This is a genomic window from Gymnodinialimonas sp. 57CJ19 (assembly GCF_038396845.1).
Lineage (GTDB): Bacteria > Pseudomonadota > Alphaproteobacteria > Rhodobacterales > Rhodobacteraceae > Gymnodinialimonas.
In genome coordinates, this window is the sequence record NZ_CP151587.1 from 1,626,075 (window position 1) to 1,651,153 (window position 25,079).

General features: G+C 61.2%; 26 protein-coding genes and 1 pseudogene. 16 read left to right on the plus strand and 11 right to left on the minus strand.

Features of this window, described 5'->3' with window-relative positions; genetic code table 11:
• From ureC to AADW23_RS08000, 6 genes are all read right to left on the minus strand, one after another.
• On the minus strand, window positions 1–1,710 hold the full coding sequence (ureC, locus tag AADW23_RS07975; RefSeq protein ID WP_341863974.1) for an urease subunit alpha: 1,710 nt from the start codon (window positions 1,708–1,710) through the stop codon (window positions 1–3).
• Window positions 1,711–2,016, minus strand: coding sequence for an urease subunit beta (locus tag AADW23_RS07980; protein WP_341863975.1), 306 nt, complete (start codon window positions 2,014–2,016; stop codon window positions 1,711–1,713).
• Window positions 2,013–2,183: a hypothetical protein gene (locus AADW23_RS07985; RefSeq protein WP_341863976.1), complete on the minus strand. Its 171-nt coding sequence runs from the start codon at window positions 2,181–2,183 to the stop codon at window positions 2,013–2,015. Before AADW23_RS07985 ends, AADW23_RS07980 begins: the two co-directional genes overlap by 4 nt.
• A 22-nt stretch (window positions 2,184–2,205) precedes the next feature.
• Window positions 2,206–2,508, minus strand: coding sequence for an urease subunit gamma (locus AADW23_RS07990; RefSeq protein ID WP_341863977.1), 303 nt, complete (start codon window positions 2,506–2,508; stop codon window positions 2,206–2,208).
• A 3-nt stretch (window positions 2,509–2,511) separates the two neighbouring features.
• A complete protein-coding gene (locus AADW23_RS07995) occupies window positions 2,512–3,210 on the minus strand; it encodes an urease accessory protein UreD (protein ID WP_341863978.1) in 699 nt (232 codons plus the stop codon).
• 372 nt (window positions 3,211–3,582) lie between these two features.
• A complete protein-coding gene (locus AADW23_RS08000) occupies window positions 3,583–4,419 on the minus strand; it encodes an AraC family transcriptional regulator (protein WP_341863979.1) in 837 nt (278 codons plus the stop codon).
• A 143-nt stretch (window positions 4,420–4,562) separates the two neighbouring features.
• On the opposite strand from AADW23_RS08000, the gene AADW23_RS08005 reads away from it, so the two are divergent.
• The 11 genes and pseudogenes from AADW23_RS08005 to arsB all read left to right on the plus strand — a co-directional run bounded on the left by AADW23_RS08005 (window position 4,563) and on the right by arsB (window position 15,458).
• Window positions 4,563–5,324 carry a phytanoyl-CoA dioxygenase family protein gene (locus AADW23_RS08005; RefSeq protein ID WP_341863980.1) on the plus strand — a complete coding sequence of 254 codons (762 nt, stop codon included), beginning with the start codon at window positions 4,563–4,565 and terminating at the stop codon, window positions 5,322–5,324.
• A 95-nt stretch (window positions 5,325–5,419) separates the two neighbouring features.
• The gene (locus AADW23_RS08010; protein ID WP_341863981.1) at window positions 5,420–6,379 is read left to right on the plus strand and encodes an ABC transporter permease; all 960 of its coding nucleotides are present in this window, start codon (window positions 5,420–5,422) and stop codon (window positions 6,377–6,379) included.
• A gap of 43 nt (window positions 6,380–6,422) precedes the next feature.
• Window positions 6,423–7,394, plus strand: coding sequence for a substrate-binding domain-containing protein (locus AADW23_RS08015; RefSeq protein WP_341863982.1), 972 nt, complete (start codon window positions 6,423–6,425; stop codon window positions 7,392–7,394).
• Between the two features lie 82 nt (window positions 7,395–7,476).
• Window positions 7,477–9,027 (plus strand): sugar ABC transporter ATP-binding protein, encoded by a 1,551-nt coding sequence (locus AADW23_RS08020; RefSeq protein ID WP_341863983.1) that lies wholly within the window; start codon window positions 7,477–7,479, stop codon window positions 9,025–9,027.
• Window positions 9,024–9,977, plus strand: coding sequence for a ribokinase (locus AADW23_RS08025; protein WP_341863984.1), 954 nt, complete (start codon window positions 9,024–9,026; stop codon window positions 9,975–9,977). The genes AADW23_RS08020 and AADW23_RS08025 overlap by 4 nt, the downstream gene beginning before the upstream one ends.
• Entirely contained in the window at window positions 9,964–10,422 is a 459-nt protein-coding gene (gene rbsD / locus AADW23_RS08030; protein WP_341863985.1) for a D-ribose pyranase, read from the plus strand. The genes AADW23_RS08025 and rbsD overlap by 14 nt, the downstream gene beginning before the upstream one ends.
• Window positions 10,423–10,433: 11 nt before the next feature.
• Window positions 10,434–11,255 carry a 3-methyl-2-oxobutanoate hydroxymethyltransferase gene (locus AADW23_RS08035; RefSeq protein WP_341863986.1) on the plus strand — a complete coding sequence of 274 codons (822 nt, stop codon included), beginning with the start codon at window positions 10,434–10,436 and terminating at the stop codon, window positions 11,253–11,255.
• A gap of 78 nt (window positions 11,256–11,333) precedes the next feature.
• A complete protein-coding gene (locus AADW23_RS08040; protein ID WP_341863987.1) occupies window positions 11,334–12,170 on the plus strand; it encodes a helix-turn-helix domain-containing protein in 837 nt (278 codons plus the stop codon).
• Window positions 12,167–13,165, plus strand: a complete 999-nt coding sequence (locus AADW23_RS08045) for an ArsJ-associated glyceraldehyde-3-phosphate dehydrogenase (protein ID WP_341863988.1) — start codon at window positions 12,167–12,169, stop codon at window positions 13,163–13,165. The genes AADW23_RS08040 and AADW23_RS08045 overlap by 4 nt, the downstream gene beginning before the upstream one ends.
• Window positions 13,162–14,436, plus strand: coding sequence for an organoarsenical effux MFS transporter ArsJ (gene arsJ / locus AADW23_RS08050; protein ID WP_341863989.1), 1,275 nt, complete (start codon window positions 13,162–13,164; stop codon window positions 14,434–14,436). The genes AADW23_RS08045 and arsJ overlap by 4 nt, the downstream gene beginning before the upstream one ends.
• Window positions 14,436–15,458, plus strand: a pseudogene (gene arsB / locus AADW23_RS08055) (ACR3 family arsenite efflux transporter). Before arsJ ends, arsB begins: the two are co-directional and overlap by 1 nt.
• On the opposite strand, the gene AADW23_RS08060 reads toward arsB, so the two are convergent.
• The 5 genes from AADW23_RS08060 to AADW23_RS08080 form a co-directional block, all read right to left on the minus strand.
• On the minus strand, window positions 15,455–16,120 hold the full coding sequence (locus AADW23_RS08060; RefSeq protein WP_341863990.1) for a hypothetical protein: 666 nt from the start codon (window positions 16,118–16,120) through the stop codon (window positions 15,455–15,457). The pseudogene arsB and the gene AADW23_RS08060 sit on opposite strands and share 4 nt — an antisense overlap.
• Window positions 16,121–16,132: 12 nt before the next feature.
• Window positions 16,133–16,978, minus strand: a complete 846-nt coding sequence (locus AADW23_RS08065) for an SDR family oxidoreductase (protein ID WP_341863991.1) — start codon at window positions 16,976–16,978, stop codon at window positions 16,133–16,135.
• 18 nt (window positions 16,979–16,996) lie between these two features.
• Window positions 16,997–17,371 carry a hypothetical protein gene (locus tag AADW23_RS08070; protein ID WP_341863992.1) on the minus strand — a complete coding sequence of 125 codons (375 nt, stop codon included), beginning with the start codon at window positions 17,369–17,371 and terminating at the stop codon, window positions 16,997–16,999.
• A gap of 151 nt (window positions 17,372–17,522) precedes the next feature.
• Window positions 17,523–17,903, minus strand: a complete 381-nt coding sequence (locus AADW23_RS08075; RefSeq protein ID WP_341863993.1) for a glycine zipper family protein — start codon at window positions 17,901–17,903, stop codon at window positions 17,523–17,525.
• 108 nt (window positions 17,904–18,011) lie between these two features.
• On the minus strand, window positions 18,012–19,037 hold the full coding sequence (locus tag AADW23_RS08080; RefSeq protein WP_341863994.1) for an AraC family transcriptional regulator ligand-binding domain-containing protein: 1,026 nt from the start codon (window positions 19,035–19,037) through the stop codon (window positions 18,012–18,014).
• A gap of 221 nt (window positions 19,038–19,258) precedes the next feature.
• Here AADW23_RS08080 and AADW23_RS08085 point away from each other — a divergent pair, with 221 nt between their 5' ends.
• The 5 genes from AADW23_RS08085 (at window position 19,259) to AADW23_RS08105 (ending at window position 25,078) form a co-directional block, all read left to right on the plus strand.
• A complete protein-coding gene (locus tag AADW23_RS08085; protein WP_341863995.1) occupies window positions 19,259–20,530 on the plus strand; it encodes an imelysin family protein in 1,272 nt (423 codons plus the stop codon).
• A gap of 88 nt (window positions 20,531–20,618) precedes the next feature.
• Complete coding sequence (locus AADW23_RS08090; RefSeq protein ID WP_341863996.1) at window positions 20,619–22,178, plus strand: di-heme oxidoredictase family protein; 1,560 nt, start codon at window positions 20,619–20,621, stop codon at window positions 22,176–22,178.
• 1 nt (window position 22,179) lies between these two features.
• On the plus strand, window positions 22,180–23,187 hold the full coding sequence (locus tag AADW23_RS08095) for an imelysin family protein (RefSeq protein ID WP_341863997.1): 1,008 nt from the start codon (window positions 22,180–22,182) through the stop codon (window positions 23,185–23,187).
• A complete protein-coding gene (locus AADW23_RS08100; RefSeq protein WP_341863998.1) occupies window positions 23,187–24,269 on the plus strand; it encodes a DUF1513 domain-containing protein in 1,083 nt (360 codons plus the stop codon). Before AADW23_RS08095 ends, AADW23_RS08100 begins: the two co-directional genes overlap by 1 nt.
• Window positions 24,270–24,316: 47 nt before the next feature.
• On the plus strand, window positions 24,317–25,078 hold the full coding sequence (locus AADW23_RS08105; RefSeq protein WP_341863999.1) for a PhnD/SsuA/transferrin family substrate-binding protein: 762 nt from the start codon (window positions 24,317–24,319) through the stop codon (window positions 25,076–25,078).
• Window position 25,079: the final 1 nt, after the last annotated feature.

A 25,079-nucleotide genomic window follows, 5' to 3' on the forward strand; every position in this document is an offset into this window, starting at 1 on the left:
TCAGAACAGGAAGTAGCGTTGGGCCATCGGCAAAACCTCTGCCGGTTGGCAGGTAAGCAGTTCGCCGTCGGCGCGGACCTCGTAGGTTTCGGGATGCACCTCGATCTGGGGCAGGGCGTCGTTCAAAACCATGTCCGCTTTGCCAATGTTGCGGGTGTTTTTCACCGCGATCGTCTGCTTGCTGAGGCCAAGGGTGTCCCGCAAACCATCCGCCTGCGCGGCCTCGGACACGAAGCTGACGGACGTATGCTGACGCGCCGAGCCAAAGGCCCCAAACATCTGCCGCGTGTAGACCGGTTGCGGCGTGGGGATAGAGGCGTTGGGGTCACCCATCTGCGCCACAACAATCGAGCCCGCCATCAGAACCATTTCCGGTTTCACCCCAAAGAACGCCGGGTCCCACAGCACCAGATCGGCCCGTTTGCCGATGCTGATATCGCCCAAAACGTGGCTTACGCCTTGTGCAATGGCGGGGTTGATCGTGTATTTCGCGATGTAGCGGCGCACCCGCATGTTGTCGTTCTCTCCGACCTCATCGGAAAGCCGCCCGCGCTGTTTCTTCATCTTGTCGGCGGTCTGCCATGTGCGGATCAGAACCTCGCCCACACGACCCATGGCCTGGCTGTCGGACGCGATGATCGAGAATGCGCCCAGATCGTGCAGGATATCTTCCGCCGCAATCGTTTCACGGCGAATGCGGCTTTCGGCGAAGGCGATGTCTTCGGGGATGGATTTGTCGAGGTGGTGGCACACCATCAGCATATCCAAATGCTCCTCCAACGTATTGGCAGTGAACGGTCGCGTGGGGTTCGTGGAGGACGGCAAGACATTGGCATCACCGCAGATTTTTATGATGTCCGGCGCATGGCCACCGCCCGCGCCCTCGGTATGGAAAGCGTGGATCGTGCGGCCCTTCATGGCGCCCACGGTATGTTCGACAAAGCCGGATTCGTTCAGCGTATCGGTGTGGATCATCACCTGCACGTCCATGTCGTCGGCCACGGACAGGCAGCAGTCGATCGCGGCGGGCGTGGTGCCCCAATCCTCGTGTAGCTTCAGGGCGCAGGCCCCGCCTTTCACCATCTCCACCAGCGCATCGGGCTGGCTGGCGTTGCCTTTGCCCGACAGACCGATGTTCATCGGGATGCCGGCAAAGCTCTGCAACATCCGCCCAATGTGCCAAGGGCCGGGGGTGCAGGTGGTGGCCAAGGTGCCGTGGGCAGGACCGGTGCCGCCGCCAAAGCAAGTGGTCACGCCTGAATGCAGGCTGTCTTCCATCTGCTGCGGACAGATGAAGTGGATGTGGCTGTCCATGCCGCCTGCCGTCAGGATACGCCCTTCGCCGGCAATCACCTCGGTGCCGGGGCCGACGATGATATCGACGCCCGATTGCGTATCGGGGTTGCCCGCTTTGCCAATGGCGTGGATCAACCCGTCTTTCAGGGCGACGTCGGCTTTGTAGATGCCCGAATGGTCCACGATCAGCGCGTTGGTGATTACGGTATCCACTGCGCCGCCTGCGCGGGTGACCTGGGACTGGCCCATGCCGTCGCGGATCACCTTGCCGCCGCCGAACTTCACTTCTTCGCCGTAGGTGGTGAGGTCGCGTTCCACCTCGATAATCAGGTCGGTATCGGCGAGGCGCAGCTTGTCGCCGGTGGTGGGGCCGTACATGGCGGCATATTGCGCGCGGGAAATTTCTACGGGCATTTACAGCGCCCCCATGATCTGAGCGTTGAAGCCATAGACATGCCGACGCCCGCCAATGGGGATCAGTTGCACCTCGCGGCGTTGGCCGGGCTCGAACCGCACGGCGGTGCCCGACGCAATATCGAGCCGCAACCCACGCGCCGCGTCACGGTCAAAATCCAACGCTGGGTTGGTTTCGGCAAAGTGGTAATGGCTACCGACCTGCACGGGGCGGTCGCCGGTATTGGCCACAACAAGCGTGATCGCTTCGGCTCCAGTGTTCAGGGTGATCGCCCCCTCGGCAGGAAGCAATTCGCCGGGGATCATTTTCGCCCCCAGGCGATGTAAGCCACGGCCGCCGCGCCAAAGAACAACCCCCCCATAAGCGGCAGCCAGAACGGGTCGCCCGCGTGGTGGTGAATGGCGCCTGTGCCATGGGCAGAGACCGCGCTGGTGGCCAGAAGAAGGGGGAGGGCGGATAGGACGGTTTTCATGGTGAGGTCTCCTTGAGCGGGATCAGCGAATGGGGTTGTGAACGGTGACAAGCTTGGTGCCGTCGGGAAAAGTGGCCTCGACCTGCACGTCGTGGATCATCTCGGCGATGCCCTCCATGCATTGATCGCGGGTAATGACATGGCCACCGGCCTCCATCATATCTGCGACAGAGCGGCCATCGCGGGCGCCTTCCACCACCGTATCGGTGATGAGTGCGATGGCTTCGGGGTGGTTCAGTTTCACCCCTCGCGCCAATCGCTTACGGGCGACCTCTGCGGCCATGGCGATTAACAGTTTGTCTTTTTCCCGTGGCGTAAGTTGCATGGGCTAAAGCCTCCAAGACATGGGTAAAGTGTTGTTGTTCAGGCGCTCCAGCACGGGGATCAGCACGCGGCGCAACTCGAGGCTGTCGGCGGCGAGAAGCCGGATGACCAATAAATTATCGGCCAATAGGCTGGCGCCCGCGGTGGGGGGCAGGGCGGATTGAATTACCGGGAAATGCGCGGCGGCATCGGGTGCCACCATCACAACGCTGGCCATGGCCGTAGCCCCTGCCGCCGTGGCGGGCCGTTGCAGTAGCGACGCCACGTTGCCGCCCAGGTTCATACCATCAATGTAAAGTGGTTGGCCTGCACGGGTGATCGAGATCCGGTCTTGGAACCGTGCATCATGCAGGGCCTCGCCCATGGCGGTGCGGCCAAAGACAATGGGCTCGACCAGCAAAAGTTGCGCGTCTGCTTGAAGAGAGACCCTAAGCCTGCGGCGTAGATTGCAGCGTTCAAACAGGATTAATTCCTGCGGGAGCCAATTCAGGCGGCCCCCCGCTTGGACGTCGAGTTCGGTGGTCAGGGTCCCGACCTCACTGCGTTGGGCGCGGTAGGCACGCTCTGCCGCTTGGGTCGTCAGGGTCAGGGTTGCGTGCGGCTCGACCGCGACGTTCAGGCCAAACTGATCGCCCCCGGTAATGCCGCCCGCTGTGTTAACCGTGACAACTTCAATGTCCGGCGTCGACGTGCGGGGGAACACCAGCTTGGTGGAGCCCGATTGACGGAGGTTCTTTAACCGCGTGCGCCCGCCCTTATCGGCGCGAACCGATAGTGTCCCGGACCCAAGGGACCGAGGCTGTGCCGCATTGGCGGCGGCCGTAGGTATGGCGGTGTGCAGGGTGATCGGACGCTCCCGAGGTTTATCGCAACGGTCACTCTCTGAGCATAGGACGCCGCGTTCTTGCAGCGTGCATGGCCGGAATTGGCCCTGCTCGGCGGCGAGGTGCGAATTTTTGGGCGACGTGTAGGGAATTGCCTAAAATTTATGCTAGATAAGTTCTGCGATGCCTTTGGGGAGAGTTTCCGGTAAAGCTTGTATTCAGGGGTAGAGTTTTGCGAGGTCAGACGTGGCCTATCCGCCAATTTCAATCCGGCGCCATTCTGAAGGTGGTTTTCCTACAACTCGGCGGAAGTCCTTGCTGAAATGATAGGGGTCCGAGAACCCGCAATGCAGAGAGATTTCATCAAGCGTCTGGCTCGTTTCCAGCATCAGCTTTTGGGCCATGGTTAGGCGCAGGCCCCGCAGGAACTCTCGGGGTGTCAGGCCGATGTGTTTTTGGAACAACCGCCGGATTTGCGCCGCACTTGCCCCTGCGGTTTCCTCGATATCCGCAGCCGTCCAAGGGGCGCTGGGGTCTGCGCGCATGGCAGCCACGGCACGGTCCAAGCTGCGGGGGGATTGGCGCTTTGTCTCAATCCGCTTTTGTTCCACCATCAGCTCCAGCAGGGAAGAAACAGCGGTGTTCAGCTTTAGGTCTGTGTCGATGGTTTGCGTACGAAGTCCGCCAAAAAGTTCATTGAACCAACGCACTAGGGAGTGACCTTCTTTTATCGCAAGGCGGGTTTCAGTTTTCCCCATTACCCGTTCACGCAGGGCCGCCAAGTTTCTCCCCTGCACCCGACACCACATCACGGACCACGGATCTTGATCCGATGCGGCATGGGCATGGGGCCGATCACCGGGCATCCAAACCAACTGGCCGGGGGCAACCGTGACCTTGGTGCCGTCGATCGTGACGGTGCCCTTTCCCGATAGACAGTAGATAATATCATCCCCCGGACAAAAGGCGCGCCGTACCGTGTCACCAGCCGCGGCGTCAAGCCATCCGGCGCGCAGAACGGTGAACAGGTTCATATCATGCACGCTACTAGGAACGTAGTAATGGCTTTCGTGGATTGTCGCGGTCATGGAAGATATCTCATGCGCGTTTTATACATGAATTGGATGATTGTGTCCATGTTTTTGGTGCGAATTTGGGCCTAGGGTTGAGGTGGGAAGAGGATACTGCGCAAACATCGACCGATGGCGCAGAGATAGAATGGGAGGGCCCGATGCTGGCACCGACGAAAGAAGAAATACGCGCATATGAAGTCGATGGGTACTTCATTCGCAAAGGGTTCCTGAACACCGACGAAGTGAGTGATTTCCGCGATTCCGCCCGGCAGCAGTTGGAAGAAGAAAACGCCGCCGGTGATGTCATGCAAAAGGGCGACAAGTCCGGCAAAACGACCCTCCTGAAGCTGTGGAACACGGCGGGCGATGACAAGTACGGTCTGCTGGCCCGTGACGAGCGTATGGTGCGCATTTCCGAGGCGCTGATCGGCTCGGACATCTACCTCTACAGTCACAAGATGACGATGAAGCAGCCCCGTGAAGGCGGCGCTTGGGAATGGCACCAAGATTTCGGCTACTGGTATGAAAACGCCTGCCTTTCGCCCGAAATGCTATCGGTTTACGTGTCGCTTGATCCGGCCACGAAGGAAAACGGTTGCTTGCAAGTCCTGAAGGGCTCGCACGAGCTTGGGCGCTTGAACCACCTGCGGGAAGACGGTCAGACCAACGTGCAGGCCGAGCATCTGGAAGCCGCGATTGAACGCTATGAGCGCATTTACGTAGAGATGGAGCCGGGCGACGCATTGGTCTTTCACTGCAACCTGTTGCACCGCTCGGACGCCAATAACAGTGACACCTATCGCTGGGGCTACATCGTGTCCTACAATGCGGTTCACAACGCGCCGTTTGCGCGGATGCGGGACTACGGTAACTTTGAACAATTGAAGACGGTGCCCGCCGGAAGCTTCATGGTCGCATGATGGGGGGTGACATGAAAGCAAGCGCTCCCCCCGCCAGCCAACAACCACCCCGAGCTGCAAACGCTCGGGGGAACACCTCCTTTCTGCGCGCCGCCTTGGCAAAGAAAGAAACGGGGGTGTTTTTGGCGTTGCTGGTCATGTGTGTCGTGCTGTCGATCAGCAACGAATACTTCCTGTCGACGACGAACCTATTGAACGTCGGGCGACAAATTTCGCTGCTGGGGATCATGGCCGTGGGGATGACCTTCGTGCTGGTCTCGGGCGAGATTGATCTGTCGATCGGCTCCATCTACGCGCTTTGCGGCCTGTCCACGGGCGCTTTGATTGTGATGGGGTGGACGCTGTTTCCGGCCATCATGATGGGTCTAGCTATTGGCGCGGCCGCAGGCCTGGTGAACGGTCTGTTGTCCACCTATGGGCGCTTGCCGTCACTGATTGCGACGCTTGGCATGATGTCCGTCATCCGAGGCTCTGCGCTTTTGATGACCGATGGACAGCCCGTGACCGTCAACGTGCGCCGTGGCGCGATGGAAAGCACCTACGATGCCTTTACAGCCATGGGGCAGGGCTATCTGTTTGGCGTTGTGCCGATGCAGTTGGCCTTCTTCTTGTTGGTGGCTGTGCTTGGTTGGCTGTTACTGTCGAAAACCGGTTTTGGTTTCCGGCTTTTTGCCGTTGGCGGCAGCACCAAGGCCGCCCGTGTGTCGGGCATCCACGTGGAAACCACAAAAATTTGGTCCTTCATCATCATGGGCCTATTGGCCGCTTTTGCGGGCTTTTTGGCGATGGCGTTTTTGCCAAGCGGTCAGGCTGGCCGCACGGGCGTGGGGCTAGAACTGGACGTGATCGCCGCCGTCGTCGTCGGTGGCGCATCCCTGTCGGGAGGGACGGGGACAATTTTGGGCACGGTTTTGGGCGTGTTCATCATCGGCGTACTGCGTAACGGGCTGATCCTGTCTGGGGTCTCTCCGTTCATGCAGGAAGTGATGATCGGACTGGTGATCATCATTGCGGTTGCAATCGACAAGTGGAGCAGCCGTCAGGGCCGGGCCTAGGAGGGGCCCGCCCATAGAGAATTCAAAGGGAGGAGTACTAACAATGAAACTGTCTTGGACACTGGCAATGGTCGCCGCAGGCGCCATGGTGCCTGCCGCAAGTTTTGCGGAAGAAGTGACACTGGCCGACTTCGATCTGGCGCAACGGATCGCGGACGGCATCGCTGCGGGCGATGATTTCGACATCTTGGTCTCATATCATGATGTCTCGAACGAATTCGCGCCGTTCATCCGGGAAGGCGTGGAGCGCGCCGATGCGGAGGAGGGCGTGAATGCCCGTATGGTTGGCCCCGTGGGTGCCGATGCGGACGCGCAGATCTCGGAAATTGAGACGCTGATTGGCCAGTATGACGCCTTGGCGATTTCTTCGGTCAGCACCGACGCTTTGTCGCCGCTGATTGACCGTTTGGTGGGTGAGGGCATTCCCGTCATCACTTACAACACCGATAACCCAGACAGCGCACGCTTGGTCTTTGCGGGCCAAGATTTGATTGAATCTGGCCGTGCGGCCGGCGCGTTGATGGGCGAAGTGTTGGGCGGCGAAGGCAGGGTTATCATCACAACGCTGGATGCGGCGGCGCAATGGTCGCTCGACCGTGAAGGCGGCGCGCGCGAAGCCCTGGCCGAGTTTGATGGCATCGAGGTTGTCCGCACCCTGAACACCGGCACCGACCCGCAAGAGATCTATTCGGCCATCGAAAACGCGATGCTGGCAGATCCCTCGATCACCGGTATCTTGTCGATGGAATGCTGCACAACACCTGCCGCAGGCGAATGGGTGGCTCGCAATGGCCGTGCCGGGGACGTCCAGATCGTTGGCTTCGACCTTCTGGACCAAACAGTGGAGCTGGTCGCCGATGGCGTGATCCAGGCCACCATTGACCAAGCCCCCGCCCGTCAGGGCTATGAGGCGGTCAACCTTCTGGTTCAGTTCCTGTCCGGCGAGGCGATTGATGACCTTGATACCGGTGTCGGCGTCTACACGCCTGACAACATCTCGGAAATCCTGAACTAATTACACAATGTGCTGCGCGGGAACTGCCTGCGCAGCACTGCCTTGTTTTGCTGTTGGGCCTATTTTGCTGTCGGGGATGCTGATGCAGCCAATTCTAGAACTACGCAACATCACCAAACGCTTTGCCAGCATCGTGGCGATGGACTCGGTTTCGATCCAGTTTCGCCCCGGCGAAGTCCATGCTGTGATCGGCGAAAATGGTGCCGGGAAAAGCACCATGATGAACATCATCGCGGGCGATTTGCAGCCCAATGGTGGCGAGGTCTTTATCGACGGTGCGCCCATTGTGCTGGCCTCTCCTTTGGTCAGCCGCGCCAAAGGAGTGAGCGTCGTTTTCCAAGAACTGTCTCTGTGTGAGAACCTGACGGTGGGCGAAAACGTTTTGCTGTCAGAATTTGGCGCCCGCAATGCGCTGTCGCCGTTGTCGCCCCATCGCAGTGCCAAGGCCGCTCGTGCCGCGCTCGACCGGATCGGACTGGGTGAAATCGAAACAAGCACCCCCGTGGCCTCTTTGACCGTGGCGCAAAAGCAATTGGTCGAGATCGCCCGAGCGATCTCCCAAAACGCCCGTGTTCTGATTTTGGATGAGCCGAACTCGGCCCTGTCACCTCGTGAAAGCGAACGGCTGTTCGACATCGTAAAAGCGCTGCGAGCCGAAGGTGTGGCGATCATCTATGTCTCTCACCACCTGCAAGAGGTTTTGGACCTTGCTGATACCATCTCTGTAATGCGCGACGGGCAGATGATTACGACTGTGCCCGCCGGACCTGATATCTCGGTTGAAGCCTTGGTTACTCATATGGTGGGCCGTACGCTGGATGCCCACGATCAATATGCCCTGCGTCCCGATGCCAATACGCATTTGGGCAAAGTGGTTCTGGATGTCACCCAGCTTTCTGTCCCGGGCGAGATTGCCGACGCAACCTTCTCGCTCCGCGCGGGCGAAATTCTGGGGGTGGCGGGGCTGCCTGACAGTGGCAAAGACATTCTTGCGGAGGCGATTTTTGGCCTCTGCCCGCGCGGGGGCGACGTGATGGTTGGCGGCATTCGTCTGCTACCGCAGCGTCCTTTTCATACCATCGCCGCAGGTGTTTCCCTTGTGCCAGCTGATCGGCGCGGCGCAGGGGCTCTGCTGGAAATGAGCGTTGCTGAAAACACGGTATCTTCGTCCCTTAAGCGGTTCATGAGCATGGGATTTTTGAAGAACCGCGCGATCCGTAGCGAGGCACAGAAAAGTGTCGAAAACCTGGATGCGCGAATTTCGGGTCTCGGTCAGAAGATCGGCACGCTGAGCGGCGGGAACCAACAGAAGATTATCCTTGCACGCGGGTTGCTGAACGGACCACGTATTCTGATCCTACATGAACCTACTCGCGGCATCGACGTGGGGGCGAAGGCGGAAATCTATCGTATCCTCAAGGAACTCGCCGCTGAAGGCTTGGCGATCTTGATGATTTCGTCGGAATTGCCCGAGGTCGTTTTGCACAGTGGTCGAGTGATTGTGATGGCCGACGGTATCGTGGCGGGCCATCTTTCGGGACCGCAAATTAATGAAGAAGCGATCATGGAACTTGCCGTCGGGGGCGCCCATGATCACGGCACCGCAACGCGCAATCAGGAGGCGGTAGCATGAGCCGTTTAACAGTCGTCGGAAGTTTCGCGGTGGGGCTGACCATTCGCACGCCGGAAATGCCGATCTTTGGGCAAACCATCTTGGGATCAGACTTCGATTTCGGACCGGGCGGAAAGGGCTCTAACCAAGCGGTTGGGCTGGCGCGCCTTGGCATGGATGTGGGTCTTGTGACCTGTGTGGGAAAGGACGAATTGGCCAATGTGGCGCTGAACCTGTACCGCGAAGAAGGCGTTAGCAGTGACTTCGTTATTCAGGATGACCGCCGCGCGACGGGCGCGGGCGTGATCGTGCTGAACTCGGAAGGGAACAACTTCATCATCCTCGACATGGGCGCGAATGAGTTGATGGACCGCCTCTTCGTAGAAAAGGCAAGCGACCAGATTGCCGCCAGTGATGTCGTCATGGCAGTCCTTGAGATCCCGGTAGAAGCGGCCTGTACGGCAATGGAAATCGGCAAGGCAGGTGGGGCCAAGACGATCCTGAACCCTGCGCCCGCCACGCCATTGCCAGATCATGCCTTCGCCAATGTTGATTTCCTGACGCCTAACGAGAGCGAGTTGCGCATTCTGCTGGGTCTGCCCGCCGACGATCCTACCGGCACCCGCGATTTGGCCATGGCCCTGCGAGAGCGCGGCGTGGGAACCGTGATTGTCACAATGGGCCCCAACGGTGCGCTGGTGCTGGGGCCTGATGACGATACCGTCGTACCATCGCCTCAGGTGGAGGTCGTCGATACCACCGGCGCGGGTGATGCGTTTAATGCGGGCTTCGCGGCGGCGTTGGCCGAAGGGCACCCGCTGCTGTCCAGCATCGCTGTGGGCACTGCCGCCGGTGCGCACGCTTGCACGCGTCTTGGCGTCATTCCCAGCCTCGCTACCCGGCGTGAATTGGCTGATTTTAGCGCCCAAACCAACCATCAGAACAAAGGAAGCCTCAATGAAACGTGGTGAATTGCTTAACGCAGAACTGTCGGCGGCCATCGCTCAGATGGGGCACGGCGACTTGATGATCGTGTGCGATGCAGGGTTCCCGATCCCGTCGGACGCCTGGCGGATCGACTTGGCGATCAAGCAGGATTTGCCGGATGTGCAAACGGTGTTGTCCCTGATCAATGATGCTTTCATTACCGAAAAAGTCAGCTACGCAGACGCCTTGCCCGATTATAACCCGGTGCTGCTCGACTACCTCAAGGACCAGTTTGACGACGCCGATCACGAGATGATCCCCCACGAGGTGATCTTGGGCGAAATGGCGGCGAAGGCGAAGGTAATCGTGCGTACAGGGGCGTTTGATCCTTGGGGCAACGTGCTGCTGTATTCCGGTGTTGATGTACCCAAGTGGTTCTCGAAACCCGGTGTCGTCGCGCCGCCAGAATACGCCAAGAAACTCAAGTAAACAGGTATCCCATGACTCGGATTTTCAGTTGGGCGGCGCAGGTCAGCGACCGTGATGCAACCGTTGCGTCATTGAAAGCGGCAAAGGGCAGCTTTGGGGCCTTTGCCCAAGTGACCGCCGAAACAGAGGCCGAGGCCCATGCCGCGTCTGAGGCCGGGATCGAGATGCTGGTTTGTCGCGCCAGCAACGTGGCCAAAGTCCGCAAGGGTGCACCCCGCGCTTTCATCACCGCCGCGTTGGGGTTCGCCAATGCCATCACGGACGAGGAAATCCTGCGCACAGCCTTCGCCGCCCTGATCGACGGGGCGGATGCTGTGCTGACCGGGCGGCGGCTCGAGGTCGTGTCGCTTCTTGCGTCTGAAGACATCCCCGTCGTGGGCCACCTCGGCTTCGTGCCGCGCAAATCCACATGGGTTGGCAACATCCGCGCTGTCGGCAAAACCGGGGACGAAGCGCTAGAGCTGTTTCACAAGTTCTGCCGCCTTGAAGATGCCGGGGCCTTCGCCGTGGAATGTGAGCTGGTGCCCGCGCGCCTGATGGCGGAAATCACGCAGCGATCAAGCCTTGTGACCATCTCACTGGGGTCTGGTCCAAGCGCCGAGGTGGCGTTTCTGTTCTCTTCCGACATCTGCGGAGAAACTGACACTGTGCCTCGCCACGCCCGCAAATATGGGGATCTTGCCAGCCTTAATCGGCAGGTTGAAGCAGAGCGTATCCGTGCGCTCAGCGCGTTCCGCACAGATGTGGCTGGCGCGGCGTTTCCGCAAGATAGCGAGACTGCGACGATCCCGGATGAAGCGTTGGAAAAGTTTCTGAACGAAGTGGACCGCTAAGCGGAGAGGCACCCGCGGCAAAGGGTTTCCATGAAACATTCACTTTGCACGACCTAATAATTCATATATTCGTGAATTATGGAAATACTAATTCCCAACCGCCTGTCGACCCTTGGTCATCCGCAGCGCCTTGCGGTGTTCCGGCTGCTGATGCGTCGTTATCCAGATCGCGTCCCGGCAACCGAGCTAGCGCGGGCCCTTTTGATCAAGCCCAACACGCTATCCACTTACGTGAACGCGCTGATGCAGGCCGGATTAGTGACGCAGGAAAGGGTCGGCACCTCTTTGCGCTACGCAATCCATATGGATGCGGCCCGCGAAACCGTTGATTATCTGCTGAACGATTGCTGCCGGGGCCGGCCCGAGGTTTGCGTGCCCAGTGCTGCCGTCCCGCGCCCAGACCGCGCCCGCAAGGCCAATGTCCTGTTCATCTGCACCGGGAACTCTGCTCGGTCGATCTTTGCGGAATCGCTATTGCGTCACGTGGCGGGGGACCGGTTCGAGGCCTACTCCGCAGGCACCAATCCACGCGACGGGGTTAATTCTGAGGCGCTTTCCTTGTTGCGCCAAAGCGGGCACGATGCCGATCGGCTCTTCCCCCAAAGCATCGCGGATTTCCAGACCGCCGACACTCCGGCGTTTGATTTCGTCTTTACCGTCTGTGACCAAGCCGCGAATGAAGAGTGCCCGACTTGGCGCGGACAACCCGTCAGCGCCCATTGGGGGCTGCCTGATCCGGTCGCCGCCTCTGGCAGCGATGCGGAAAAGGCCCGTGCGTTTCAAAAGGCGTTTGACGTGCTGGAGCACCGCATAAGGGGCTTTGCCGCGCTGCCGCTCGCCTCCATGGATTCCTTGGCCGTGCAAAGGGCGGTGGATGCCTTGGGCCAATCTGACAACGAAGGAATGCTGACGTGACGACCTATGCCCTTAACGGTCTTGGCCGCATTGGAAAGCTGGCGTTGAAGCCCTTGCTGGAACGCGGCGCGAAAATTGCCTGGATCAATGACGCCGTGGGCGATCCCGAGATGCACGCGCATTTACTGGAATTCGACACGGTGCACGGGCGGTGGGAAGCTGACTTTGCCCATGATGCCGATAGCGTGACCATCAATGGCACGCGGCTCCCTTTCATCGGGACGCGCACCATCGCGGAGCTGCCTTTGGAAGGCGTGGATGTCGTCATCGACTGCACCGGTGTCTTCAAAACCGAAGCCGCGCTGAGCGCTTATTTTGAGGCGGGGGTGAAAAAAGTTGTGGTCTCGGCTCCGGTGAAGGACGGAAACGCCGCGAATATCGTGATGGGGGTGAACGATGACGTCTATGCACCCGACCAGCACCGCATTGTGACGGCAGCCAGTTGCACCACCAATTGCCTCGCGCCGGTGGTGAAGGTGATCCACGAAAACCTGCGGATCAAGCATGGCTCCATCACCACGATCCATAACGTGACGAACACGCAGACGATCGTGGACCGCCCGGCCAAAGACCTGCGGCGGGCGCGTTCAGCGTTGAACTCTCTGATCCCCACAACCACGGGCAGCGCCACGGCGATCACCCTGATTTATCCCGAGCTGAAGGGTCGCCTGAACGGCCATGCGATTCGGGTGCCGGTGTTGAACGCCTCGCTCACCGATTGCGTGTTTGAGGTTGAAAAGGCCACCACGGCAGAGGAGGTCAACGCGCTGTTCAAGGCCGCCGCCGAGGGGCCGCTGAAAGGCATCCTCGGGTATGAAGAACGGCCCCTTGTCTCCACCGACTACACCAACGACGAACGCTCCAGCATCGTGGACGCCCTCTCCACCATGGTCGTGAACGGGACGCAGGTGAAGATCTACGCTTGGTACGACAACGAAATGGGCTACGCGCATCGCTTGGTTGATGTGGCCATGATGGTCGGGGCCCGCCTGTGAGCGATGCCGCCGCAAAGCCCCGAGGGGCGGCGGCCTATGTCGCTGTCACCGCCGCCTATTGGGCTTTCATGCTGACGGACGGCGCGTTGCGGATGTTGGTGCTGTTGCACTTTCACACGTTGGGCTTTTCGCCGGTGCAATTGGCCTATCTGTTCGTGCTCTATGAAGTGGCGGGTGTGGGCACGAACCTGTGCGCAGGATGGATCGCAGCCCGATTTGGCCTGACCTCCACCCTCTATGCGGGACTTGGATTGCAGGTGGGCGCTTTGTTGGCCTTGGCGATGTTGGACCCGTCTTGGGCGATGGGCGCCTCGGTCGCTTATGTCATGGCGGTACAAGGCGCGAGCGGGGTGGCGAAAGATTTGGCAAAAATGTCCTCCAAATCGGCGGTGAAGCTGCTGGCCCCGTCGGACGCGGGCGGGTTGTTTCGATGGGTGGCCCTGCTGACCGGGTCGAAAAACGCGGTGAAAGGGGTGGGCTTCCTTCTAGGGGCGGCGTTGCTGGCGAGCGTGGGGTTTGTCGCGGCCGTTCTGGGGCTGGCCGTGATCCTTGCCGTGATCTTGCTCGCCGTGCTGATTGCCATGCCCACCGGCCTGCCCAAAGGCCGCAAAGGCGCGAAGTTTTCCGAGGTGTTTTCCAAGTCCGCCAATGTGAACTGGCTCAGCGCCGCAAGGGTGTTTCTATTCGGGGCGCGGGACGTATGGTTCGTTGTTGGCATCCCGATCTATTTCTACGCCGTGCTGTCCGACGGGTCCGAGGCCGGGAACCGCGCCACCTTCTTCCTGATTGGCAGTTTCATGGCGGGTTGGATCATCCTTTACGGGCTTGTCCAGGCCAATGCGCCTCGCATCCTTCGCGCCAAATCCCGGACGCAGGCCGATCTTTTGGGCGCAGCAAGGCAGTGGGCGTGGGGCTTGGCCATCGTGCCCGCCGTCTTGACGTTGGCGGCTTTGTCCACGGACGCGCCGCAGCTCTGGCTGACGATTGTGCTGGTGGCGGGCCTGCTGGTGTTTGGGGCGGTGTTTGCGGTCAATTCCGCACTGCACTCTTACCTGATCCTGTCGTTCACCCACGCTGACCGAGTGACGATGGACGTCGGGTTCTACTACATGGCCAATGCTGCGGGCAGGCTGTTGGGCACGCTTTTGTCTGGCCTGACATATCAGGTCGGCGGCTTGCCCCTGATGCTGGGGACAGCGGCCGTGATGGTGGCGGCATCGGCAATGGCCGCGGGGCGACTGGCCCCGGAACTCAAGGAAGGTACGAACTGATGGGTACGTTTGAACGCTATTTGTCCCTTTGGATTGCGCTGGCGATGGGGGCGGGGATCGCCCTTGGCAGCGCCGCGCCGGGGCTGATCTCGGCCATTGCCGCGGCCGAGGTGGCAAGCGTTAACCTTGTCGTTGCGGCTTTGATCTGGGCCATGGTCTATCCGATGATGGTGGGCGTGGACCCTGCCAGCCTGCGCGATGTGGTCTAGCAACCCAAGGGTCTGGCGATAACGTTGGTGGTGAATTGGCTTATCAAGCCCTTCACCATGGCCGCCCTTGGCGTCTTGTTTTTTGAGGTCGTGTTCGCCGACCTGATCGCGCCAGAGGATGCGCAACAATACCTTGCGGGCTTGATCCTTCTGGGGGCCGCGCCCTGCACGGCGATGGTGTTCGTGTGGTCGCAACTGACCCGTGGAGACGAAAGCTACACCCTGTTGCAAGTCTCGGTGAATGACGTGGTGATGGTCTTTGCCTTCGCCCCGATTGTGGCGTTTTTGTTGGGCGTGACAGATATCGTGGTACCCTGGGAAACGCTGGTGCTGTCGGTTGTGCTGTTCGTGGTATTGCCCTTCTTGGCGGGCTACCTGACCCGGCGCTACTTGCAATCCGAGGCGCGGATCGCAGCGTTTCAGGGGCGGATCAAGCCGTGGTCTGTCATCGGCCTGATCGCCACTGTGGTGATCTTGTTCGGCTTGCAGGGGCAGGTGATCCTTGACCGCCCGCAGGTGATCGCGCTGATCGCGGTGCCGATCCTTTTGCAATCCTACGGCATTTTTGCGGTCGCATACGGCGCTGCCTTGATGTTGCGCGTGCCGCACCGGATTGCGGCGCCTTGCGCGTTGATTGGCACGTCTAACTTTTTCGAGCTCGCCGTGGCGGTGGCCATCAGCCTGTTTGGACTGAACTCTGGCGCGGCTTTGGCCACCGTCGTTGGCGTGTTGGTAGAGGTGCCGGTGATGCTATCCCTTGTGGCGTTCGCCAATCGCACCCGGTCCCGGTTCCCGGAAGAAGGGCAGCGCTAGGCGGGCACAGGCCCCTTGCGGCCCGGCCACAGGAAAACCAGCGCAACGGCAAGGAACCAGGCGATTGCGCCAAGCCCGAAGACCGCGCCTGCCACATCCCCGAGCGCCGGGATCAACGTGACGATGCCTGCGCCGCCCGCCAATAGACCGAGGGCGCAGACCGGCTTGGCAAGGCCGTTGCCGCGCCATCCCGTCAGGCAGATGCAGGTGATCCAGACGCCGCCCGCAATCTCATTACCGCCGCCAAAACCAAGCTCTACCGCGTGGAGGGTTTGCCATAGGGACACAGCCGCGTCGGGGGGCAGGACGGCTACCCGCTCAACGGCGACATTGGCCACCATGCCAGCCGCCAATACCAGCGTCACCCAGACCATCCCAAACCCGCGCGTGAGAGAGCTGAAGTTAGGCGTAGCCCCCCGCAACCGGGCGTCCAACGCCATCACCAGAACCGCCAAGGCCAGCGCGTTCACGATGTAGATCACCGTGTTGAACATGATCATCAGACCCGGGTTTTCCGCCGTAAAGGCGACGGCTGCGTTAATGTCGATCTGGCTCGTGCCAAAGCCCAAAGGGGCCAGAAGCGTGACCAGGAAGGCGAAGCCAGACAGGTAGGTTCCGGCGCAGGTCAGGGCGGCCAAACCGCCAGTTGTTTGCAGGTTCATTGCGGTGTCCATTCACTGGGGAGGCGTGTTGTTGAAATGGTCGGACAAGCGGTGCGTTCCGTGCCGCTCTCCCACCATGTCCTGGGCCATTGCGGTCAAGAAGAACTGCGCTGGTCCGTGGATTTTGCGCGGCGTGACCCGAGGCAGCAGCCAAAGCGCCGCGCGACGCAGGCCATCGGGAAGCAGAGTGATCTTGGTGGGCGCTTCACGGCTGGCAAACGCAAGGCTCGCCACTTGTTTCAGGCTAAAGACTTCGGGCCCGCCTACGTCGATCCAGGGGCGTTCCTGAGCAATCGCCTCGGCGCTGGCATGGGCCAGATCCGCGCCGTGGATGGGGTTGATCAGGCAAGAGCCATCGCCAAACAGCCACACCCGCCCGGCCTCAGCCATCGCCAGAATATCGCCCATGTCCGAGAAATACCCAGACGGGGCAATCACGGTGGAGGGCAGGGTGCTTTGTTGCAGCGCCTCCACGAAGGCGGATTTGGCGGCAACAAGGGGGACATGGCCCATGGTGCCCGCATGGAGCACATGGACATAGGCGAAACGGCCAACGCCCGCCGCTTCTGCTTCGCGCAGGAGGTTCAGGTTGGCTTGATAATCCACGTCCCAGTAACCCAAGCCATCGGCCTGGCGGGTGATCCCAAGGGCCGAGATGACAAGGTCCGCGCCAGACATCGTGCCGACCAAGGTGGCCGGTTCCGTGGCCTCAGCCTCGATCAACTGATCGGCGCAGAGGGATTTGGCTCGCGGCGCATCGCGCACAAGGGCTGCAACGTACCAGCCGCGCCGCTGATATTCTTCGCAGAGGTAGCGGCCAAGATAGCCGGTGGCTCCTGCAATAAAGACGGTTTTCATTCTCTTAACTCCAAATGCTCAACGAAACGCAACGCACAGCGCGGCGGCGGTCATGGCCAAAAGGACCGGTGTCCATAGAAACCGCTCGGGGCGCGAGGGGCTGATGGCGTTGACGATCAACGACAAGGCCGTAATGCCCACCGCGCCCCAAAACACTGGGGCCGGCACCTGCGCTGCGATGATATCCGCGCGGGCCAAGACGACCCAAGCCATCGCGGCCAACAAGGCCCCCTGCACCACGGCCAGCGCCCGCCAAGCGGGTGGCAAGACGCCGGGGTGCCGCCCGCCATTGGCGAAGCGACCCCAGGGTGCCCCGAAGGTAAGGCCGATTTGCATGGTGATCGGCAGGGCGCTACAGGCGGCGTAGATCAGGGCGGGGGTGGCTGGGGTCATGGGACGCTCCGGTTTCGTTTGGGCATGGGGGTTAGCCGCGCCGCCGGGGCATTGAGCGCAGGCTCAACCCGGTCAGAAGCGCGTGCAGCGCCACGTAGCGGCGGCTGCGGCAATGAAGGATGCTATGGTGGATCATGGTGTGGTCCCCCGTTTACCCGACGACCGCGTGGCCACGGCCCCGCAGGCATTCCACAACAATTGACTCGCGCCGCTCGTTCGCCTCGACCGAGCCGGAAACACCGCCCGCCAAAGCGCCCGCAATCGCGCCGCCCAAGGCATCGCCGCCGGAATCCACATGGCCCAATAGCGCCCCCGCGCCTGCGCCCAGAACCGCCGCCCCCATGGTGTCTTCGTCAAACTGGCGTTGGTTGCGGGCCAGCGTTTGGCAAGACGATAGGTCCGATTGGAACGCGGGCGTCGGCGTGCCGTCCAGAATGGGCGTGTAGTTCGCGCCGCTATCGGCGCAGGCTGTCAGAAAGCAAACGCCCGCAATCGCGGTGGCGGGAAATGCTCTGATCGTGAGGGACTTCATGGGGTGACCTTTCTCGTCAATGTGATGAGAAAGCAGATAGGGGAGCGCTCCTGAAACCGGCATGACCGCTGGTATCAGGTGTTTGACACTTGGTAACAGAATGCGGCTTCAGGCGGTTTTTGACAGGTAGGCCGTGGGGCTGAGCCCCGTCCACCGCTTGAACGCACGCACGAACGACGACGCCTCCGAGAACCCAAGCAGATAGGCGGTCTCATTCACCGACACCTTTTGGGCGCTAAGGTAATCCAGCGCCATGCGTTTGCGCAGGGCGTCGTGGACCTCACCGAAGGTCAGGCCCTCCTCCTTCAGGCGACGGTAGAGGGTTTGGCGGCTCATGCCGACGTCTTTGGCGACACGGTCCATGGAGATGCTGCCCTCGTGCAGATGCGGCAGAACGTGGGTCTCCACCAACCCGCGGGCGGTGGTGTCGGTCTCCAGCTCTTGCAACAGCGCATCAGCGTGGCGGGTGAAGATGCCGAACGCATAGGCGTGGCCCGGTTCGAAATCGGAATCCGGCGTGTTCCAGATCGGATCAATCCGAAGCGCATTGCGCGGGGCGTTGAAGGTCACGGGAAGGCGGAATAGATTGGGGTATTCGTCCACATGGGGCGGCGGCGCGTAGGCGACCTCCAGACTGATTCCGAAGGTCAGTTGCGGAAAGGCTGTGCGGAATTCGCTGATGAACCGCGCGAAACTGGTTTCGGTGCCGATGTATTCGGTCGCCGGCAGGATCTCGTGATCGACGATCCACAACCCCTCGGGCGTTTCAAACAGCTCAAACCGTTCGCCGCCGTGGCGGGGCATCTCGTCGGACATCAGCCGCATGTATCGGTTCAACTGCTCGATGGAATGGGCAAGCGAGGCAGAGGTGTGGACGATCTGGCCCACAACCGACATGGTTTCCAGATCGGATTGAAACGTGTGGCGCAACAACAGGGCCGTGTCGCCCGTCTGAGCGATCGCAGCAGCGATCATGGCCTGATAGGCGGCCACGGGAATGCGATTGTCCTGATTACTCAGGTCCGTTTCGGTCACATTGCTGGCTTGCAACAGGCTTTCACGGTCCGCGCCCGCGTCTACGGCGAAATCTGCGAATGAGGCGGCGAACCCTGCCGCCATCGTAGGTGTGCTCATAATATTGCACCGCGTTCAGAAAACTTTTCCGCCAGTATTGTGCCAATTTTGTTGAACGACAACTGCCCATCGGGAGGGGCTTTATACCTGATAGAAAAACTAAGACTTGCCATAGTCGACTAAATTAGTCAGCTATGGCAATGAAGCCGAGTCGACCAGCGGGCCTTGCATCTGTTCTGTCGTCGCGGTGCCAGTTTTATACAGACCAAGGGACACCCCACATGAACCGCCGCCCCCTCTTCCTTACCCTCGCCACCAGCGCGCTTGCGCTGTCCACGGGTTTCGCCGTCGCCCAAGTTCGTGCCGATGTGCTGGAAACCTATGGCAACATTGCCGAGGCCGCCTATGCCGACAGCCTGACCACCGCGCAGACGTTGCAGGTGGTTGTGAACGCCCTTGTAGAGACACCCTCCGCCGAAAACCTTCAGGCCGCCCGCGCCGCTTGGCTTGCGGCCCGCGTGCCTTACCAGCAGACTGAAGTGTACCGTTTCGGCAATGCCGTTGTGGATGATTGGGAGGGCCGCGTGAACGCATGGCCGCTGGACGAGGGCCTGATCGACTATGTGGATGGCGGCTATGGCGGCCCCAGCGACGAAAACGAATTTGCCGCGCTCAACGTGATCGCCAATGCGACCTTCACCCTTTCGGGCACCGAGATTGACGCGTCCGAAATCACGCCCGCGCTGCTGGAAGAGACCCTGCACGAAGCCGACGGGATCGAGGCAAACGTGGCCACCGGCTACCACGCCATTGAATTCCTGCTGTGGGGCCAGGACCTGAACGGCCACGGCGCAGGTGCAGGTAATCGCCCTTGGACGGATTACGCCACCGGCGACGATTGCACCGGCGGCAATTGCGACCGCCGCGCCCAGTACCTTGTTGCCGCCACCGATTTGTTGGTGAGCGATCTGGAATGGATGGCGGTCCAATGGTCTGCGGGTGGCGACGTGCGCACGGCCTTGGCGGAAAACCCGGATGCGGGCATCTCTGCGATGCTGACGGGCATGGGCTCGCTGTCCTACGGCGAAGTCGCGGGCGAGCGGATGCGCCTTGGCGTGATGCTGAACGACCCTGAAGAGGAGCATTCCTGCTTTGCCGACAACACCCATAACGACCACTACCTTGATGGTTTGGGCGTGCAGAACGTCTACTTGGGCGAATACGTCCGCGCCGATGGCTCGGTTGTCAGCGGGCCGTCGCTGTCTGATCTGGTGGTGGCAAGTAACCCCGACCTCGATATGGAAATGCGCGTGCGTTTGTCCAATACGATGCGCGAACTGGGCCAGATCGTGACCGCTGCGGAAAGCGGCTTCGCCTACGACCAGATGTTGGAGCGTGGCAATGAAGCAGGCGAAGCGCTGGTCATGGGCGGCGTCAACGGCTTCATCGAACAGACCCAGACGATTGAACGGATCGTGGTTGAACTGGACCTTGATGCCATCGCGTTTGAAGGCTCTGACAGCCTCGACAACCCATCGGCCGTGTTCGAATAAACGGAGCTTCCCGATCGCTTGGTCGGTCACATTTCTTTAAGGGGGCGGTACAAGGGATATCTATGTGTCGCCCCTTAGGGTTTTGAAAATGAACAAGACGCTCCCTCTTTTGGTTGGCACACTTGCCCTCGCCATCGGCATCGCTGCCCAAGGCGACACGTCGTTGCCCGCGCCGGCGTGGGAAGGGCTGGCGGATGTGCACCTTGACGTCATTCCCCGCACCGATGAAGAACGCGCCCGCATCGCGGCGGTCACCGCAGCGCCGGAGGATTTCTCTGCGGCGTTGCCGTTTGAGGAAAACTCTGCCGGGGCAGGGACCGTGCGCCCAAGGGCCAATGCCGATGCGTTTTCGCAGCCGCTAAGTAACCTGAGCTTTGAGGATGAACTGAACTTCCGCGTCGGCAATGGGCTGTTCCGCAGGCTTTGGGTCACGCCGCCTGCGTCGACCTTGGCCAGCGACGGCCTCGGCCCGCTATATAACGCCCGGTCCTGCCAGCGCTGTCATTTGAAGGACGGGCGCGGGCATCCGCCCGAGGGGCCAGACGATAGCGCCGTGTCCATTTTCCTGCGCATCTCTATCCCTGCGCCCACAATCACCGGCGGGCCATTGTCCGAGATTGCGGACTACATCGCCACCCAGGGCGACCCGACCTATGGCACCCAGTTGCAGGACTTCAGCCTGCCGGGCCACGCGGCGGAATACGCCTTCGACGTGACCTATGAGGAGGTCGAAGTGCCTCTTTCCGATGGCGAGACTGCCACCCTGCGCGCGCCCACATACCGGGCCACGAACCTTGGCTATGGTCCGCTACACCCCGACGCGATGCTATCCCCGCGGGTGGCAAACCAGATGATCGGACTTGGGATGATCGAGGCCATTCCCGCAGAAGACATCCTTGCCAACGCCGACCCCGATGACCTTGACAGCGACGGAATTTCTGGTCGCCCACAGATTGTCTGGTCGCTGGAACACGACCAACCGATGTTGGGCAGGTTCGGCCACAAGGCGGGCAACCCCACGATCCGCGAACAAAGCGCGGCGGCCTTTGCGGGGGATATCGGTATCTCCAACCCGCTGCATCCCGGCGGGTGGGGCGAATGCACCTTGGCTCAGGCCGATTGCCGCGCGGCGCTCCATGGAGGTGACGCAGAGCAGGACGGGTTTGAGATCGACGATATCGGCCTTGATCTGGTGACGTTCTATAGCCAAAGCCTTGCGGTGCCTGCGCGTCGGGACGTCGATGATCCCACCGTTTTGCGGGGGAGAGAGCTTTTTCACGCCGCCCAATGCGCCGCCTGCCACGTGCCAAGCTTCGTGACCCATCGGCAGGAAGGCGACCCGGCCACCAGCTTCCAGTTGATCTGGCCCTACTCGGACCTTTTGCTGCACGACATGGGCGAGGGCTTGGCCGACAACCGCCCCGAGGGCCGCGCCACGGGCCGCGAATGGCGCACCGCGCCGCTTTGGGGCATCGGGTTGACGCAAACCGTTAGTGGCCACAGTTATTTCCTCCACGATGGCCGTGCGCGGTCCTTGCTGGAAGCTGTGTTGTGGCATGGTGGTGAGGCCGAAGCCGCCCGCGATGCTGTCGTCACCATGCCGGCCACCGATCGGGCCGCTTTGATTGCCTTTTTGGAAAGCCTTTAACATGCGCCTCCCCACCCTTGCCCTGCTTGCCGCCTTGCCCACATCGGTTGCGGCTCAAGACCATTCGGCGGCCATTGAAGCGGCCCTCGATAGCCATGTCTTGCCGGGCGTCGCGGAACTCGCATCGGCCAGCGCCGCCTTTGCCGATGCCGCCGCGCAGGATTGCACGCCTTCGGCGCTGATCCCGGCCTATCACACGGCGTTTGACGCTTGGGCCCATGTGGCTCATTTGCGCTTCGGCCCGTTCGAGGCCGACAATCGCGCCTTCGCGTTGGCCTTCTGGCCCGACAGTCGCGGTGCCACGCCGCGCGCTTTGGCGCAACTGATCGACGATAGCGATCCGGTCGTGGGTGATCTGGCCGAGTTCACCAGCGTTTCCGTGGCAGGGCGGGGCTTTTACGCGATGGAGTTCCTGCTGTTTGACCCCGCGTTCACCGAAAGGGGCGGGGCGGATTACCGCTGTGACCTGATTCAGGTGATGGCCACGGACATTGCCACGACCACCGCCGAGATCGCGGCGGATTGGGCAGACACCCACGCCGATCTGATGCGCAGCGCGGGCAGCAATGACCGCTACCAATCCCCAGACGAGGCGATGCGCGCCCTGTTCAACGCGCTCACCACCGGGTTGGAGTTCAACGCCGACGTCCGCCTGGGCCGCCCCCTTGGCACCTTTGAGCGCCCCCGCCCCAATCGGGCCGAGGCGAGACGGTCCGGGCGTAGCGTGCCAATGCTCTTGGCCTCCCAGCAGGGTCTTTCGGAATTGGCCGGGGCGTTGGCCGACGGCAGCCCCGACATGCAGGCCGATATCGCGGCGCATTTCGGCGCGGTGATTGCGGGGCTAGATGCGTTGGAGGACCCGTCGCTGGCGGGTGTCAGCGATCCGCAAGGGCGGTTTCGGGTCGAGGTTTTGCAACAGCGTATCAACGAATTGCGCAGGCTGATCCTGACAGAGATGGGGCCAAGCCTTGGGGTTTCGGCGGGCTTTAACTCTCTGGACGGGGACTGATGGTCGCGCGGCGGGCTGTTCTGGCGGGGCTTATGGCGACGGGCCTGTCGCCTCAAACCTCATGGGCCGATGCGGGGCATCCGGCTTATGTCACCGCGTCTTTGCGTCCCGATGGGGTCTATTCCCTGTGTGGTTTGGACCCCTCCGGCCACCTCACGTTCGAGGTCCCGTTGCCCGACAGAGGCCACGCAGCGGCTGTGCACCCAAGCCGCCCCGAGGCGATCGCCTTCGCTCGTCGTCCCGGCACCTTCGCGATCGTGATAGATTGCAGCAGCGGCACGCAAGTGGCCCGGATCGAGGCGCCAGAGGGCCGACATTTCTACGGCCACGGGGTGTTTTCGGCCGATGGATCGCGGCTGTTCACCACCGAGAATGACTATGACGCCGCCCGTGGCATGATCGGCATATGGGACGCGGCGCGGGGCTATCGACGGATTGGTGAATTCACCTCGGGTGGGGTTGGCCCCCATGACATTCTGCGCCTGCCGGAAAGCGGCACCCTTGTGGTGGCCAATGGCGGGATCGAGACGCATCCCGATAGCGGCCGGGTCAAGCTGAACCTGCCCATCATGCGCCCCAACCTGAGCTACCTGTCGTCCGAGGGCGCTCTTCTGGACCAGTTTGAGCCGGCGCCGGAAGATCATCTGAACTCGATCCGGCACCTTGATGTGACCCCCGACGGCACCGTGGCCTTTGCAATGCAATGGCAGGGTGATCCGACGACAGCCCCGGCGCTTCTGGGCCTGCACCGGCAGGGGGAGGCGGCGGTTTTGCTGGCCCCTGACGCCTCGCGCCACGGCGTAATGCAAGGCTATGCGGGCAGCGTGTCATTCTCGGGCGATCATCGCCGTGTGGCCATCACCTCGCCCCGTGGCGGGCTGCTTCAGGTCTTCGACGTGGCGAACGGAGATTTCATCGAAAGCGCTTCCTCGGGCGATGTTTGCGGGTTGAACCAACACCCGGATGGCGGCTTTTGCTTTACCAACGGCGGCGGCGTTGTGGGGCGGTTTGATGGGGGGGGCATGGTGCACAACCTTACCTCCCACCCGCGGGCCTTCGACAATCATCTGGTGCGCCTGTAGGCTTTTCGGTGCGGCTCCGCCGATCGCTCTCAGAAAGGCTCAACCCGATGATTGCCAGCTTGATGATGTACCAACGGGCCGAGCTGTCGGCGGCCCATGATCGCCTGTGGGCACTGATCCGCGATGGATTGCGGGGCAGGGGTATTCAAGCGCCCGACGCCCTGTCGCAGGAGACCGATGAATTCACCGTCTGGCGTGACCCGCAGTTAGCACTGAGCCAGACCTGCGGGATGCCCTATCGGCTGTTTCTGCACGATCAGGTTTCGCTGGTTGGTACGCCGGATTACGGCGTCGATGGCTGCCCTCCGGGGTACTATCGCAGCGCCCTTGTGGTGCGGGCCGATGACCCGCGCATGGACCTTCTCGCGTTCCGAACCGCGCGGTTTGCGTATAATCAAAGCTTCTCCCAGTCGGGCTTCGCGGCCCCCTATTGGCACCTTCAGGCGCGCGGGTTTTTCTTCGCGGATCGGGTGCAGACGGGGGGGCATCTGGCCTCGGCCCGCGCGGTGGCAGAAGGGGTGGCCGATATCGCGGCGCTGGATGCGGTGTCATGGCGCAATATGGAGAGGTTTGAGGCATTCGCCGCGCAGCTGAGGGTGCTCGACTGGACCGCCCCCACCCCCGGCCTGCCGTTAATCACAGCGGCACGAAACGACGCAGACACGGTCTTTGAAGCGGTGCAAGACGCCATCGCCACCCTTGCGCCGGATGACGCCCAAGCCCTTGGTCTGAAGGGGATTATCCGCATCCCCAAGGCAGATTATCTGGCCGTGCCAAACCCGCCGGGTACGCCGACTTCTGCGCCCTAGT